At 75.0% G+C, this 13,797-nt stretch carries 12 protein-coding genes; 3 read left to right on the top strand and 9 right to left on the bottom strand.

What is annotated here, in order from left to right:
- Nucleotides 1-323 precede the first annotated feature (323 nt).
- Nucleotides 324-1,199, top strand: coding sequence for an IS5 family transposase (locus ACFSJS_RS19980; protein ID WP_380902298.1), 876 nt, complete (start codon nt 324-326; stop codon nt 1,197-1,199).
- 4 nt (nt 1,200-1,203) lie between these two features.
- Here the strand turns inward: ACFSJS_RS19980 and ACFSJS_RS19985 are convergent, their stop codons facing one another.
- The 8 genes from ACFSJS_RS19985 to rpsA all read right to left on the bottom strand — a co-directional run bounded on the left by ACFSJS_RS19985 (nt 1,204) and on the right by rpsA (nt 8,151).
- Nucleotides 1,204-1,563, bottom strand: coding sequence for a hypothetical protein (locus ACFSJS_RS19985; protein ID WP_380902300.1), 360 nt, complete (start codon nt 1,561-1,563; stop codon nt 1,204-1,206).
- Between the two features lie 95 nt (nt 1,564-1,658).
- Nucleotides 1,659-2,048 (bottom strand): hypothetical protein, encoded by a 390-nt coding sequence (locus ACFSJS_RS19990; RefSeq protein ID WP_380902302.1) that lies wholly within the window; start codon nt 2,046-2,048, stop codon nt 1,659-1,661.
- Nucleotides 2,049-2,235: 187 nt separating this feature from the next.
- The gene (locus ACFSJS_RS19995) at nt 2,236-2,961 is read right to left on the bottom strand and encodes a S1 family peptidase (RefSeq protein WP_380902304.1); all 726 of its coding nucleotides are present in this window, start codon (nt 2,959-2,961) and stop codon (nt 2,236-2,238) included.
- 127 nt (nt 2,962-3,088) lie between these two features.
- Complete coding sequence (locus ACFSJS_RS20000; protein ID WP_380902306.1) at nt 3,089-3,880, bottom strand: HNH endonuclease family protein; 792 nt, start codon at nt 3,878-3,880, stop codon at nt 3,089-3,091.
- A 190-nt stretch (nt 3,881-4,070) separates the two neighbouring features.
- Entirely contained in the window at nt 4,071-4,442 is a 372-nt protein-coding gene (locus ACFSJS_RS20005; protein WP_380902308.1) for a tetratricopeptide repeat protein, read from the bottom strand.
- 218 nt (nt 4,443-4,660) lie between these two features.
- Nucleotides 4,661-5,254: a dephospho-CoA kinase gene (gene coaE / locus ACFSJS_RS20010; protein WP_380902310.1), complete on the bottom strand. Its 594-nt coding sequence runs from the start codon at nt 5,252-5,254 to the stop codon at nt 4,661-4,663.
- A gap of 138 nt (nt 5,255-5,392) precedes the next feature.
- Nucleotides 5,393-6,385 (bottom strand): PAC2 family protein, encoded by a 993-nt coding sequence (locus ACFSJS_RS20015; RefSeq protein ID WP_380902312.1) that lies wholly within the window; start codon nt 6,383-6,385, stop codon nt 5,393-5,395.
- A gap of 269 nt (nt 6,386-6,654) precedes the next feature.
- Nucleotides 6,655-8,151, bottom strand: coding sequence for a 30S ribosomal protein S1 (gene rpsA, locus ACFSJS_RS20020; RefSeq protein ID WP_380902314.1), 1,497 nt, complete (start codon nt 8,149-8,151; stop codon nt 6,655-6,657).
- Between the two features lie 423 nt (nt 8,152-8,574).
- Here rpsA and ACFSJS_RS20025 point away from each other — a divergent pair, with 423 nt between their 5' ends.
- Together ACFSJS_RS20025 and hrpB are read left to right on the top strand one after the other, a co-directional pair.
- Nucleotides 8,575-9,396 (top strand): class I SAM-dependent methyltransferase, encoded by an 822-nt coding sequence (locus tag ACFSJS_RS20025; protein WP_380902316.1) that lies wholly within the window; start codon nt 8,575-8,577, stop codon nt 9,394-9,396.
- A 60-nt stretch (nt 9,397-9,456) separates the two neighbouring features.
- A complete protein-coding gene (hrpB, locus tag ACFSJS_RS20030; RefSeq protein ID WP_380902318.1) occupies nt 9,457-12,078 on the top strand; it encodes an ATP-dependent helicase HrpB in 2,622 nt (873 codons plus the stop codon).
- A gap of 46 nt (nt 12,079-12,124) precedes the next feature.
- Here the strand turns inward: hrpB and ACFSJS_RS20035 are convergent, their stop codons facing one another.
- The gene (locus tag ACFSJS_RS20035; protein ID WP_380902320.1) at nt 12,125-13,558 is read right to left on the bottom strand and encodes a lytic transglycosylase domain-containing protein; all 1,434 of its coding nucleotides are present in this window, start codon (nt 13,556-13,558) and stop codon (nt 12,125-12,127) included.
- Between the last annotated feature and the right edge of the window lie 239 nt (nt 13,559-13,797).

The following is a 13,797-nucleotide window of genomic DNA, read 5'->3' on the forward strand; positions in this document are numbered from 1 at the left end:
CGGACGGTGCGCGGGAACCCGTGGCGGCGTGTTCAGGCGCGGGCCGGGGCCGATACGGTGTGAGCGTGTTGCCTTCCCCCCGTTTCCTGCCCCGATCCCCGCTCAGGCTCTGCTGTTTCAGCGCGTCGTTCCACCGGAGGCCGGTCCGGGCGCGTTGCCGTCCGAGGGCCGGCAGGGAGCACGCCGGACGGCCGGTGGTCAGGGCCGGCTCCGGGCGCACCGTCGTCTGCCGACGGCTGTGCGGCCACCTGCCGCCCCCGTCCGCCCGGGCCCACTAGGCCCTGTATCGAAAGTGGATCTTGGGCTGTGAATGATCACGGTTCATGGGTCGGGGAGATCTCACGGACGAGCAGTGGGCGGTGCTGGAGCCGCTATTGCCGAAGGGTGCCAGGTTGGGGCGGCCGCCCGTCTGGCCTCGGCGGCAGCTGATCGACGGCATACGGTTCCGGGTCCGGACCGGCGTTCCGTGGCGGGATGTCCCCGCCGAGTACGGACCGTGGAGCCGGGTCTATGACCTGTTCCGCCGGTGGCAGCGCAACGGCACCTGGCACCGGCTTTTCACCCGTCTCCAGTCCCTGGCCGACGCGGAAGGTGCGATCACGTGGGACCTGAGCGTCGACTCCACGGTGTGCCGCGCTCATCAGCATGCAGCCGGGGCCTGTAAACAGGGCGACCTGCAGAAGGAACCGCCTGGTGGTATATCCACCGAACCGGTCGATCACGGGCTGGGACGGTCGCGTGGCGGGTTCACGACCAAGCTGCACCTGGCGGTCGAGCAGGGCCAGAAGCCCATGTCGATCGTGGTGACGGCCGGGCAGCGCGGGGATTCACCGCAGTTCGAGGCGGTGTTGGACAAGGTCCGCGTGCCCCGCATCGGTCCGGGACGGCCTCGCGTCCGCCCCGACCGCGTGCGGGCCGACAAGGCGTACGCCTCCCGCAGGAACCGGGCTTACCTGCGCAGGCGCGGGATTCGCTGCACCATCCCGGACAAGACCGACCAGGCCCGCAACCGCCGAAGGCTCGGTTCGCGCGGCGGCCGGCCGCCGCGCTTCGACCCGCTCGACTATCGCGAGCGCCACGCGGTCGAGTGCGGAATCAACCGCCTCAAGAGGAACCGCGCTGTCGCCACGTGGTACGACAAGCTCGCTGTCCGCTACGAGGCGACAGTCCTGGTCGCGGCGATCAACGAGTGGCTGTAATCCTTCACCGAAAAGGCATAGGGGTCCACGGCAAGGCCTCGCGCCATCCCTGTCGATCGTGAGCCCAGTCCATCATCACCTTGGCGGTCGACTCTTCCGGGCCGAACACTTCATGGACCCTTGGAACGTGGGCCTGGTAGTGCTGATCCGCACTGCCTTCGCGGTACTCGACCTGGTAGCTGAGGTCGTCGTTCAGGTACGCCTGAATGTAATGCTGATCCACAGGCTCCAGATCGAGTCTTTCCAGGATCACAAACCGGTGCGACAGGCTCATCTCGGACAACAGGTCGTGCAGGGCCTCCTCGGTCGGGTCGTCCACGGTACGACCGCCCGCTTCAACTGCACGCAGCAGTGGCTTCAGCATGCACGCGACTGTACCGATCAAGAAGACTGAACTGCCCAGCAGTCCACTTCCGCAACAGGCCCTAGAGCGGTCCCGCCCGCGGACCGCGGTCCGGGTCAGGAGTACGGGCAGTGCTCCACGTCGTCGAGGTACAGGCAGCCGCCGTCCCCGATCCGCCACTCGTGGGCCTTCGGCTCCCCCTCCTCGGGGAAGGTCAGCAGCGTGCCGCCCTTGACCTCGTAGCGGCCCGTGCGCCGGGACGCCCCCGTCTCCTCGGTGTAGACGCCGTCCTCGTAGAAGCTGTAGACGGTCGACTCGAAGGCGCTCGAACTGTCGGTGCTCCAACTCCCCACCACCTCGGGAGGGATGGAGCGCTCCTTGGTGCCGGTCCGCCCCGCGGCCCGGCCGTCCGGTCCCCCGGTGCCGTCCGTGCGGCCGCAGCCGCCCAGCAGCATCGCCCCGGCCGTCACCGCCGCGCTCACAACCGTCCGCCGTGTGGTGCCCACAGTCCCCCGCCTTCCGTGCAGTCGTTCCGGCGCCGCAGAGTACATGCGCCGTCACTCCTGCGAGACGGTACGGACGGGTACGGTCGTCCCTTCCGGGAAAGACCGTCAGTCCGTCTCGTCGGCCCGGGATATACGCCGTACGTCCTCTACGGCGGCGGCCGGGCGCGGTCCGCGCGGTACGGGCCCGTCAGTACAGCGACAGCCCGTAGGCCGCCAGGGCCTCGGTGACCGGCTGGTAGTACGCGGCGCCGCCGGAGGAGCAGCTGCCGCTGCCGCCGAGGACCAGCCCGACGGCCAGCGTGCCGGAGAAGGCCGGGCCCCCTCTGTCGCCCGGCTCCGCGCAGGCGTTGGAGCGGACGAGGCCGTGGACGGCCTGCCCGCCGCCGTGGTCGATCGTGGCGTTGAGCCCGGTGACCGTGCCGCAGCGGGTGCCGGTGGTCCGGCCGGCGTGGCAGACGGACTGCCCGATCCGCGGGGCGGCGGCGCCGGTGACGTCCCGGACGACGCCGCCGCCCAGGTGCACCTCGCCCGGGTGGGACAGGGAGGGGTTGGTGTAGCGGATGATCCCGTAGTCGTCGCCGGGGAAGCTGTAGGCCTCGGTGGCACCGGCCGGCACGGTCAGCGCCGGGTCCGCGTACCAGGCGGTGGCCGCAAGGGCGCAGTGCCCCGCGACGAGGGCGTAGTACGAGCCGCCGCCGCGGGCGTTGAAGCCCACCGTGCAGGAGACACCGCCCGCGCCGTACAGCCGGTCGCCGCCTCGCACGGCGGTCGCCGCGGCCGATGCGGCGGGGGCGGCCGCCGCAACCGGTGCGGCAGCGGTCGCCGTGGCCGATGCGGCGGGGGCGGCCGGCAGGACGGCTGCCAGGGCGGCCAGGGCGGCCGATGCGGCGGCGAGGAGGGGCGGACGTCTCACGGTTCCTCCCGGTGGGGATCCGGCGGAGTGGTGCGGTCGGTTCCCCCATGGTGGGGAAGGACCGGCCGCGCCACCAGACCGCCTCGCGCCGCCTCGGCCCGGGCTCCGGGACGCCCCGGCCGCTCGGTCAGCCGCCGCACTGCCGCAGCATCATCCGCTTGTCCGCGGCCGTCACCGGCATCTCGTAGTCGAGGGCGACCTGGGCGAAGCGCACCGCGTAGGCGCAGCGGATCCGCTTGTTGGGCGGCAGCCAGGAGGCCGGCCCGGAGTCGCCCTTCGCCGAGTTGGCGCGGCCCTCGACCGGCAGCAGGTTCAGCGGGTCGTTGGCGAGCCGCTCACGCTTGCCCTCCGGCCACCGGGAGGCCCCCATCCGCCAGGCGTACGACAACGGCACCACGTGGTCGATCTGCACCTCGGCGGCGTCCTGCTTGCGCCACTCGATCGTCTTGCCCGTGTAGGGGTCGGCCAGGGTCAGGGAGACGACCACGCAGTCGGAGCCGGAGCGGAAGCGCAGCTCACGGCCGTCCCGGGCCAACAGGTCGTTGCGGGTGTCGCAGCCGTTGCGCGCCAGCGGCACGCCGTCGGCGGTGTCCATCCAGGCGTAGCCGAACTCGTCGCGGTCGTAGCCGGTCCCCGGGCCGCGTCCCCTGGTGGCCAGCTCCCCGATGAGCCGGCGCGCCTCCTCCCGGTCCGCCTCCGAGGTCACGGGGGCGAGCCCGGGCCCCGTCCCCTCCCCGTTCTCCAGCGGGTTGACGGAGCGGCCGTCGGAGGCGGTGGCCTCCCGGCCGTCGCCGCCGCCCTCTCCACCGACCGTCCCGCAGCCGCCCAGGGCGAGCGCGGCGGTCAGGGCGAGTGCGGCGGCGGGGACGGCGGGGCGGCCCGCGGCGGAGCCGGGGCGGCGGCGGTGTCGTGGCGTCACGGGAGGTCCAGAGGTCGGCGGCGGGAGTGCGGGCAGGCCGTCGTGTCCTGCTCGTGCCCATCATGCCGCCCGGTGCGGGGGAGGCCCCGGCCGCCCTCGGTCCGGGTGGGGGCGCGGGGCCGGGCCGGAGGGACGCGGCGGGGTGCCGCCCGCCCGGTGGCCGGGCGGGCGGTGCACCGCCGGGAGCGTCTCAGGCCGCGTGGTCGCCGAAGCGGGCCGCCTCCCAGAAGTCCGGGCGGGGGTCCAGCGCGGCGGCGAGGCGGAAGTGGCGCAGCGCCTCGCCGTCCCGGCCCCCGCGCTCCAGGGTGCGGCCGAGGGCGAAGTGGGCGAAGGCGTTGTCCGGTTCGCGCTCCAGGACGACCTGGAACTCCTCCTCGGCGGCGCGCAGCTGGGCGCTGAGGAAGAAGGCCCGAGCGCGGAGCAGACGCACGGAGGTCTTCTCCGGGAAGGCGGCGACCACCGACTCCAGGAGCTTCAGCGCGCCCCTGGGATCGCGGGCGGCCAGCAGCTGCTCCGCGGCGCGGTACTGGATGACATGGGTCTCGGGCGTGGCCTCGTGCACGTCGACGCCTCCTCGACCTGGATCGGCCGCTTCGCGTTCGTTCCGCGGGATCACGGGTCCTCGGGTACGGATGGTGGTGCCGGGGCACCCCGGACGCCGGGGGCGTCACGGGCGCCGCGAACGCACCGCCACGGCAACGTGCGGCCGCACGGACGTATTCCCCGGGCCCGCGGGTCCCGCGGTTCCCATTCGGGGAGTCTTCCCGCCCGGCACGGCGGTCAAGCGCGTTCGCGCAGCCGCCGCCAGAGCTCCGCCACCCGCTCCCGGAGCTGCTCCGGCGAGCCGTCGTTGTCGATGACGACGTCGGCCACCGCCAGTCGCTGCTCGCGCGTGGCCTGGGCGGCCATCCGGGCGCGGGCGTCGGCCTCGGTCATGCCGCGCAGCCTCACCAGGCGGTCGAGCCGGTTCTCGGTGGAGGCGTCGACGACGACCACCAGGTCGTACAGGGGACCCAGACCGTTCTCGACCAGCAGCGGCACGTCGTGGACGACGACCGCGTCCTCGCCCGCCGCCCGCTGGAGCTCGGCGGAGCGGGCCCCGACCAGCGGGTGGACGATCGCGTTGAGGGCCTTGAGCCTCTCGGGGGCGCCGAAGACGAGGGCGCCGAGCCTGGGCCGGTCCAGGGTGCCGTCGGGGGCCAGGACCTCCTCGCCGAACTCGGCCACCACCGCCGCGTGCCCCTCGGTCCCGGGCGCCACGACCTCGCGGGCGATCCGGTCGGCGTCGACGATCACGGCGCCGTGCTCGCCGAGCAGCCGCGACACCTCGCTCTTGCCCGAGCCGATCCCGCCCGTCAGCCCCACGGAGAGCATGGCCGTGCCTCCACCCGCACCTTCGGTGTCCGTCTCGCGCCCCGCTCCGGGCGGCGGGGCCGCGCGCCGCGTCCGGTCGGTGCCCGCCGCGGCCCCGTCAGGGTACCCGGGCGCGGTCGGCGCCCGGGCGGCGGCCGTTCAGGGCCGGCGGTCCCCGGCCCCGGCGTCCCCGCCGCCGGTCTCCCCGGTCCCGCCCTCGCCCTCGCGCTCGGCGAGGAAGCGCTCGAAGACGGCGCCCAGTTCGTCGGCGGAGGGCAGGTCGACGGGCTCGGCGACCAGGCTGCCGCGGGTCTCGGCCCCGGCCATGGCGTCGTACTGCTGCTCCAGCCCGCGGACGACCGCGACCAGTTCGCCGTCCCCCTCCGCGAGCTGCCGCTCGATCTCGCTCTGCACCCGGTGCGCGTCCGTGCGCAGCGCGTGGGCGACGTCCGGCAGGACCAGGCCGGTGGCCGCCGTGACGGCCTCGACCACGGACAGCGCGGCGTCGGGGTAGGTGGAGCGGGCGACGTAGTGCGGCACGTGCGCGGCGAAGCCCAGGACGTCGTGGCCGGCCTCGGCCAGCCGCAGCTCCAGCAGCGCGGCGGCGCTGCCGGGCACCTGCGCCTCCTCGAACGGGGTCTGCCGCACAGGGGTCAGGTCCAGGCGGTTGCCGTGCGGGGTGAGCCCGACAGGGCGGGTGTGCGGGACGCCCATGGGGATGCCGTGGAAGCCGACCGAGATCCGCACCGCGAGCCGTTCGGCGATGGCGCGCACGGCGGCGGTGAAGCGTTCCCACTCCACGTCCGGTTCGGGGCCGGACAGCAGCAGGAAGGGGGTGCCGGTGGCATCGTGCAGCAGCCGCAGCTCCAGCCGGGGGGTGTCGTAGGAGACCCAGCGGTCGCGCCGGAAGGTCATCACCGGGCGGCGGGCCCGGTAGTCGACGAGGCGGTCCGCGTCGAAGCGCGCGACGGTCCGGTGCGGCCGGCTCTCCAGCAGCTTCCCGACGATCTGGCCGCCGGTCTCACCGGCGTCGATGAAGCCCTCGAAGTGGTGGAGCATGACGAGCCCGGCGCTGCCCGGCTCGCCGACGGCCCTCTCGGCCTCCACCAGGCCGGTCGGGTCCCACTCGTACAAACCCTGCGGGTCCAGCACTGCTGCCGCTCCTCCGTGTCGCTTCCCTGCCCCGGCAACGTCCCCGGCCTCGCGCGCATTCCCGCGGCCGGCGGCCGGAGGCCCTGCGTGATCACGATGGTGCCACGCCCCGCGCGGCGCCCGGCACCCGGTCCCGCGCCGGGCACCCGGCGCGGGACCGGGTGCCGGGGGCGGAACGCCGCAGGGCCCCCTTCCCCGTGGGGAAGGGGGCCCTGCGGCGGACTTCACCGCGAACCGCCGGCCGGACCGGCCGGCGGACCCGGGTCAGATCAGCTCTGGCCGCCCGCGAGCTTCTCGCGGAGAGCGGCGAGGGCCTCGTCCGACGCCAGGGCGCCGGAGTTGTCGTCCGACTCCGAGGAGTACGAGCCGCCGCCACCCTGCTGACCGCCGGTGCTGCCGGCACCGCCCTCGGCCTCGGCCTCGGCGTCGGCCTCGCGGGACTTGAGGACCTGCGCCTGGTGCTGCTCGAAGCGCTGCTGCGCCTCGGCGTACTGGCGCTCCCACTCCTCGCGCTGCTTCTCGTAGCCCGGCAGCCAGTCGTTGGCCTCCGGGTCGAAGCCCTCGGGGTAGATGTAGTTGCCCTGGTCGTCGTAGGACGCGGCCATGCCGTACAGGGTCGGGTCGAACTCGACCGCCAGCGGGTCGGCGCCGAAGGCCTCGTTGGCCTGCTTCAGCGAGAGGCTGATGCGGCGGCGCTCCAGGTCGATGTCGATGACCTTGACGAAGATCTCGTCGTTGACCTGGACGACCTGCTCGGGGATCTCCACGTGGCGCTCGGCCAGCTCGGAGATGTGGACCAGACCCTCGATGCCCTCGTCGACGCGGACGAACGCACCGAACGGCACCAGCTTGGTGACCTTGCCGGGGACGACCTGGCCGATCTGGTGGGTGCGGGCGAACTGCTGCCACGGGTCTTCCTGGGTCGCCTTCAGCGACAGGGAGACGCGCTCGCGGTCCATGTCGACGTCCAGGACCTCGACCGTGACCTCCTGGCCGACCTCGACGACCTCGGAGGGGTGGTCGATGTGCTTCCAGGACAGCTCGGAGACGTGGACCAGACCGTCCACGCCGCCCAGGTCCACGAAGGCGCCGAAGTTGACGATCGAGGAGACGACGCCGGACCGCACCTGGCCCTTCTGCAGGGTGGTGAGGAAGGTCTGGCGGACCTCGGACTGGGTCTGCTCCAGCCAGGCGCGGCGGGAGAGGACCACGTTGTTGCGGTTCTTGTCCAGCTCGATGATCTTGGCCTCGAGCTCCTTGCCGACGTACGGCTGGAGGTCGCGGACCCGGCGCATCTCGACCAGGGAGGCCGGGAGGAAGCCGCGCAGGCCGATGTCGAGGATGAGACCGCCCTTGACGACCTCGATGACGGTACCGGTGACGATGCCGTCCTCTTCCTTGATCTTCTCGATGGTGCCCCAGGCACGCTCGTACTGGGCGCGCTTCTTCGAGAGGATCAGGCGGCCCTCCTTGTCCTCCTTCTGGAGGACCAGGGCCTCGATCTCGTCACCGACGGCGACGACCTCGTTCGGGTCGACATCGTGCTTGATCGACAGCTCGCGGGAAGGAATGACGCCTTCGGTCTTGTAGCCGATGTCGAGCAGGACCTCGTCCCGGTCGACCTTCACGATGACGCCGTCGACGATGTCGCCGTCGTTGAAGTACTTGATCGTCTCGTCGATCGCGGCGAGGAAGGCTTCCTCGGAACCGATGTCGTTGACCGCAACCTGCGGGGTGGTCACGGTGGTCTCGGTGCTGCTCGTCATGTGGAAAAGGGCTCCGGTACGGACATTGAAGTCGTAGGTACTGCTACGCCGAGAGCCCGTATCGCACTGCCGAAGCCGGACAGCCTGGGAGGCGCCTGCCGAACGATTCCCGAGGAAACCACAAGCACCTCGACACACCGAGGGGACATACAACAGATGCGAGCGCGACCTGCTCCGTCCGAGGCGCGCAGGCCCGCAGCGCAACTTGTAGCATACGGGGGCAGCCGGGCGGGGTCAATGCGCGAAAGCTGACACACCGGAAGGACATCTTATTTCCGGCACACGTCACTCCGTTCGCACTCCGAATCCCCCCTCGTCCGGCCCCTCGCCGGCGGGCGGGGACCGGTCCCGACCCCCCGGCCGCCGCGGAGAGCCCGCCGGCAGGCGGGCACGCGCCGGAACGAGGCCACGACGACGGGCAGCATGAACCAGCACACCGAACCAGAGGTCACCCGCCGCCACGCCGGCGACACCGAGAGCAGCCGGGCCAGCCGCGGCTGGTGGGACCGGAACGCCGACGACTACCAGCGCGAGCACGGCGGCTTCCTCGGCGACGACCGCTTCGTGTGGGGTCCGGAGGGCCTGGACGAGGAGGAGGCCGGGCTGCTGGGGCCGGCGGAGGGACTGGCCGGACGGCGGGTGCTGGAGGTCGGAGCCGGGGCGGCCCAGTGCTCCCGCTGGCTGGCCTCGCGGGGCGCACGGCCGGTGGCCCTGGACATCTCCCGCCGGCAGCTCCGGCACGCCCTGCGCATCGCGGAGGGCTCCCCCGCCTCACCGGCGTTCCCCCTCGTCCAGGCGGACGCCGGCGCCCTGCCCTTCGCCGCCGGCTCCTTCGACCTGGCCTGCTCGGCCTACGGGGCGCTGCCCTTCGTCGCCGATCCGGTGCGGGTGCTGCGCGAGGTGCACCGGGTGCTGCGGCCGGGCGGGCGCTGGGTCTTCTCCGTGACGCACCCGATCCGCTGGGCGTTCCCCGACGAGCCGGGGCCCGAGGGGCTGACCGTCGCCGCCTCCTACTTCGACCGCACCCCCTACGTGGAGCAGGACGAGCGGGGGCGGGCCGTCTACGTCGAGCACCACCGCACGCTCGGCGACCGGGTGCGCGACGTCGTCGCCTCCGGGTTCCGGCTGGTGGACCTGGTGGAGCCGGAGTGGCCCGAGTGGAACCGCCGGGAGTGGGGCGGCTGGTCGCCGCTGCGCGGGCGCCTGATCCCGGGCACGGCGATCTTCGTCTGCGAGCGCGGCTGAGGGACGCTCCCGCGCGGCCGGCCGTGCGGGGGCGGGGGGACGCGCTGGGAGGATGGGGGCATGCTCCAGCGGACCGACGCCCTGCGGCACCTGCCCGTGCGCTCCAGCCTGCCCGCCCTCGCCGCCGCCCTGGAGGAGTCCGGCGCGGCCGTGCTGTGCGCGCCGCCGGGCACCGGCAAGACCACCCTGGTGCCGCTCGCCCTGGCCGGGCTGGCCGGGCCGGACGGGCCCGGAGGACCGAGCGGCCCCGGTCCGGGTGCCGCGCGGCGCGTGGTCGTGGCCGAGCCGCGCCGCATCGCGGTGCGGGCCGCGGCCCGGCGGATGGCCTGGCTGCTGGGCGAGGACGTGGGGGAGCGGATCGGGTTCACCGTGCGCGGGGAGCGTGCGGTGGGCCCGCGGTGCGCGGTGGAGGTGGTGACCACCGGCGTGCTCCTCCAGCGCCTCCAGCGCGACCCCGAGCTGCCCGGCGTGGACGTGGTGGTGCTGGACGAGTGCCACGAGCGGCACCTGGACGCGGACACCGCCGCCGCCTTCCTGCTGGACGTGCGGGCGGCGCTGCGCCCGGAACTGCGCCTGGTCGCCGCGTCGGCCACCACCGACGCCGGCGCCTGGGCACGGCTGCTGGACGCACCCGTGGTGGAGTCGCCCGGCGCCGCGCACCCGGTGCGGGTGGTGTGGGCGCCGCCCCCGCGCCCGGTGCGTCCCGCCCACGGCACGCGGGTGGATCCGGCGCTGCTGGAGCACGTCGCGGCCGTGGTGCGGCGGGCGCTGCGCGAGGAGGACGGCGACGTGCTGTGCTTCCTGCCCGGCACCGGCGAGATCGCGCGGGTCGCCGGGCTGCTGGGCGGCGGCCTGGACGGCGCGGACACCGAGGTGCTCCAGGTGCACGGGCGCGCCCCGGCGGCCGTCCAGGACGCGGTGCTGGCCGGGGGCGGCGGGCGGCGGCGGGTGGTGCTGGCCACCTCCGTCGCCGAGTCCAGCCTGACCGTGCCGGGGGTGCGGGTGGTGGTGGACGCGGGGCTGGCCCGCGAGCCGCGCACCGACCACGCCCGCGGTCTGAGCGCGCTGACGACGGTGCGCGTCTCGCGGGCGTCGGCCGAGCAGCGTGCGGGCCGGGCCGGGCGCGAGGCGCCGGGTGTGGTGTACCGCTGCTGGCCGGAGGCCGAGCACGACCGGCTGCCCCGCTTCCCCTCCCCCGAGATCGCGGTCGCCGACCTCACCTCGTTCGCCCTGCGCACCGCCTGCTGGGGCGATCCGGACGCCCGCGGCCTGGCGCTGCCCGACCCCCCGCCGGACGGTGCGATGGCCGCGGCCCGTGAGGTGCTGCGCGCGATCGGCGCGGTGGACGGGGAGGGGCGGGCCACCGGGCGCGGGCGGGCGATGGCCGCCCTGGGCCTGCACCCCCGGCTGGCGCGCGCCCTGCTGGACGCCGCCCCCCTGGTGGGGGTCCGGCGGGCGGCGGAGGTGGTCGCGCTGCTGAGTGAGGAGCCGCCGCGGGAGTACGGCGACGAGGTGGCGGCGGCGTGGCGCGCCGCGCGCCGCGGCGGCGACGCCTACGCGGCGCGCTGGCGCCGGGAGGCCCGCCGCCTGGCGGGCGCCCTGCCGGGGGGCGCCGGGGACGCGCCGGGGCGGGGGGCCGCGGCGGAGCTGCCGGACGGTGCCGCCGCGGGGCTGGTGGTGGCGCTGGCCTTCCCCGAGCGGGTGGCGCGCTCGCGCGGCGAGCGGACGTACCTGATGGTCTCCGGGACCCGCGCGGAGCTCTCCCCCGGCTCCGGGCTGCGCGAGGCGCCCTGGCTGGCGGTCGCCGTCGCCGACCGGCCGGTGGGCTCGGCCTCGGCGCGGGTCCGGCTGGCCGCGGCGGTCGACGAGGACACCGCGCGCCGGGCCGCCGGGGCGCTGCACTCGGACGCGGAGGAGGTGGGGTGGTCCCCGGGGCGGCAGGGCGCCGGGGACGTCGTGGCCCGCCGGGTGGAGCGGCTGGGCGCCGTCGAGCTGTCCTCCCGTCCGCTGCGCGACCCCGATCCGGCGCTGGTGCGCACCGCGCTGCTGGAGGGGCTGCGGCACGAGGGCGTGGAGGTGCTGCACTGGTCGCGGGAGGCCCGTTCGCTGCGGGAGCGGCTGGCCTTCCTCCACCGTGAGGTGGGCGAGCCGTGGCCGGACGTGTCCGACGAGGCGCTGCTGGAGCGGGCCGGGGAGTGGCTGGGCACGGTGCTGGACTCCGCCCGGCGGCGGGCCGATCTGGAGCGGGCCGACGCCGGACGGCTGCTGGGGGCCCTGCTGCCGTGGGCCTCCGGCGAGGCGGCACGGCTGGACGAGCTGGCGCCGGAGCGGATCGAGGTGCCCTCCGGCTCGCGGATACGGGTGGACTACGGCGGCGAGCGGCCGGTCCTCGCGGTCAAGCTCCAGGAGCTGTTCGGCTGGCAGGAGGCCCCGCGGCTGGCGGGCGGCCGGGTGCCGCTGCTGGTGCACCTGCTCTCGCCCGCGGGCCGTCCGGCCGCCGTGACCGCGGACCTGGCGTCGTTCTGGCGGGACGGCTACCGCTCGGTGCGGGCCGAACTGCGCGGCCGCTACCCCAGGCACCCCTGGCCGGAGGATCCGGCGGCCGCGGAGCCGACGCGGCGGACGGCGGCCGCCGCGCGCAGGGCCGCGGCGGACCCGGGGGCGCGGGACCGGTCCCGCTGACGCTCTGGGCCGGCACCGACCCGGTGCCGGCCCAGAGCGGGCGGTCTCAGCCCAGGCGGCTGACGGCGTGGGCCGACCGGGACGGGGTCGCGGCCGGGGAGGGCGCGGTCGCGTTCCCGGCACCGTCTCCGCCGTCCTTCTTCGCCTCCTCGCCGCTGCCGTCCTGCTCGCCCTCCTGCTCGCCGCAGGGCTCCTCCGGGCCGCCGGACTCCCCCGGCTCCTCCGGGCCGCCGGGACCGTCGGCCGGTGTCGTGGTCGGAGTCGGCGTGGTGGTGGGCTCCGGAGTCGGCGTGGTGGTGGGTTCCGGGGTCGGCGAGCCGCTGCCGGTGGGTTCCGGGGTCGGCGAGCCGCTGCCGGTGGGTTCCGGGTCCGCGGGGCAGGTGGTGGTCGGGTCCGGGGACACGGTCGGCCCACCGGTGCCGCCGGCCGGCGGCGGGGTGATGATGGGCGTCCTGGTCGGTCCGATCGTCGGCAGGACGGGCGAGACGGTGGGCCGCGGGCCGACGGTTCCGCTCTCGGTGGCGGTGGGCTGCGGCAGGGGGTCCTGCTTGCCGCCCCCGCCTCCCCGGCCGTCCTCCTCGCGGCCGCCACCGCCGTTCCCGGGGCGGTCCTCCGGGCGGGAGGTGGAATCGGTGTCCGGCTCGGCGGGCCGCTTCTCGTTGCCCGCTCCGGGGCTGTCGGGCAGCACGCCCTCGCCGTCGGGCACCTCGTGGACGCCCTTGCGGTAGAACTCCAGCCAGGACAGCACCGTCCGCAGGTAGTCCCGCGACCGGTTGTAGCTGAGGATGGCCCGCTCCAGGTCGGCCCGATCCGACAGGTCCCTGTCGCCCGCGCACAGGTAGCGGCCCGCGGCGAGCGCCGCGTCGTAGATGTTGTTGGGGTCCTTGCGGCCGTCGCCGTTGCCGTCTGCGCCCCAGCCCGCCCAGGTGGACGGGATGAACTGCATGGGTCCGACGGCCCGGTCGTACCGGGTGTCGCCGTCGTACGCGCCGTTGTCGGTATCCGATATGTGCGCGAAGCCCACGCCGTTGAGAGCCGGTCCGAGGATCGGCTTGTGGGTGGTGCCGCCGGAGTCGACCGCGCCGCCGCGCGCCTGGCCGGACTCCACCTTGCCGATCGCGGCGAGGAGCTGCCAGGGGAGGTTGCAGCCGGGCTGCTCGTCCCTCAGCGTGCGCTCGGCCTTCTTGTAGGCGGCCAGGACGGTGGCGGGGATGCCCGACTCGGTGGGGCCGGTGGCGCCCGGCAGGTCGTGGGAGGAGTCCGGCTTGTCCGGCTTGACCAGCGGCGGGAGGTCGGTGTGGTAGGGGGAGTTGCCGTCGGCGGGCAGATCGGGCGACGGGGAGGAGGCGGCGTCTCTCCCGCCGGGCTGGACGAGTTCCACACCGGGCCCCTGCGACGCGGTGAGCGCGGCCATCGCCGCCGCAGCCACCGCGGTGCCGGTCACACCCCTACGGACCCTGCCCACGAGCCGACCCGCCATCTGACCAGATCCTCCACGCTGATGTCCCGCGCCGGCGCGACGGCTCGCGTGCGCCGGTTCCCCGTGCTTCGAGTGCTGTGCGCGCCCGGTGCTCCCGGCGCCGCCGGAGCGCCCGCGCCTGCCGTGCGTCCGCTCCGGCCGCCCCGCTCCCGTGCGGACGGCAACGATCGTGACACTACGGCAAGTTCGGCACCCGATCCACCACCCCGCACGAGGACGCCGGAGGGGGATCTTCCGTT

This window comes from Streptomyces desertarenae (genome assembly GCF_042681365.1).
GTDB classification, from domain to species: domain Bacteria; phylum Actinomycetota; class Actinomycetes; order Streptomycetales; family Streptomycetaceae; genus Streptomyces; species Streptomyces desertarenae.

Excerpts from the sequence above, each read along its gene's own strand:
- ACFSJS_RS19980 (WP_380902298.1), top strand. The coding sequence starts at position 324 with ATGGGTCGGGGAGATCTCACGGACGAGCAGTGGGCGGTGCTGGAGCCG.
- ACFSJS_RS19985 (WP_380902300.1), bottom strand. The coding sequence starts at position 1,563 with ATGCTGAAGCCACTGCTGCGTGCAGTTGAAGCGGGCGGTCGTACCGTG.
- coaE (WP_380902310.1), bottom strand. The coding sequence starts at position 5,254 with ATGCTCTCCGTGGGGCTGACGGGCGGGATCGGCTCGGGCAAGAGCGAG.
- rpsA (WP_380902314.1), bottom strand. The coding sequence starts at position 8,151 with ATGACGAGCAGCACCGAGACCACCGTGACCACCCCGCAGGTTGCGGTC.
- ACFSJS_RS20025 (WP_380902316.1), top strand. The coding sequence starts at position 8,575 with ATGAACCAGCACACCGAACCAGAGGTCACCCGCCGCCACGCCGGCGAC.
- hrpB (WP_380902318.1), top strand. The coding sequence starts at position 9,457 with ATGCTCCAGCGGACCGACGCCCTGCGGCACCTGCCCGTGCGCTCCAGC.
- ACFSJS_RS20035 (WP_380902320.1), bottom strand. The coding sequence starts at position 13,558 with ATGGCGGGTCGGCTCGTGGGCAGGGTCCGTAGGGGTGTGACCGGCACC.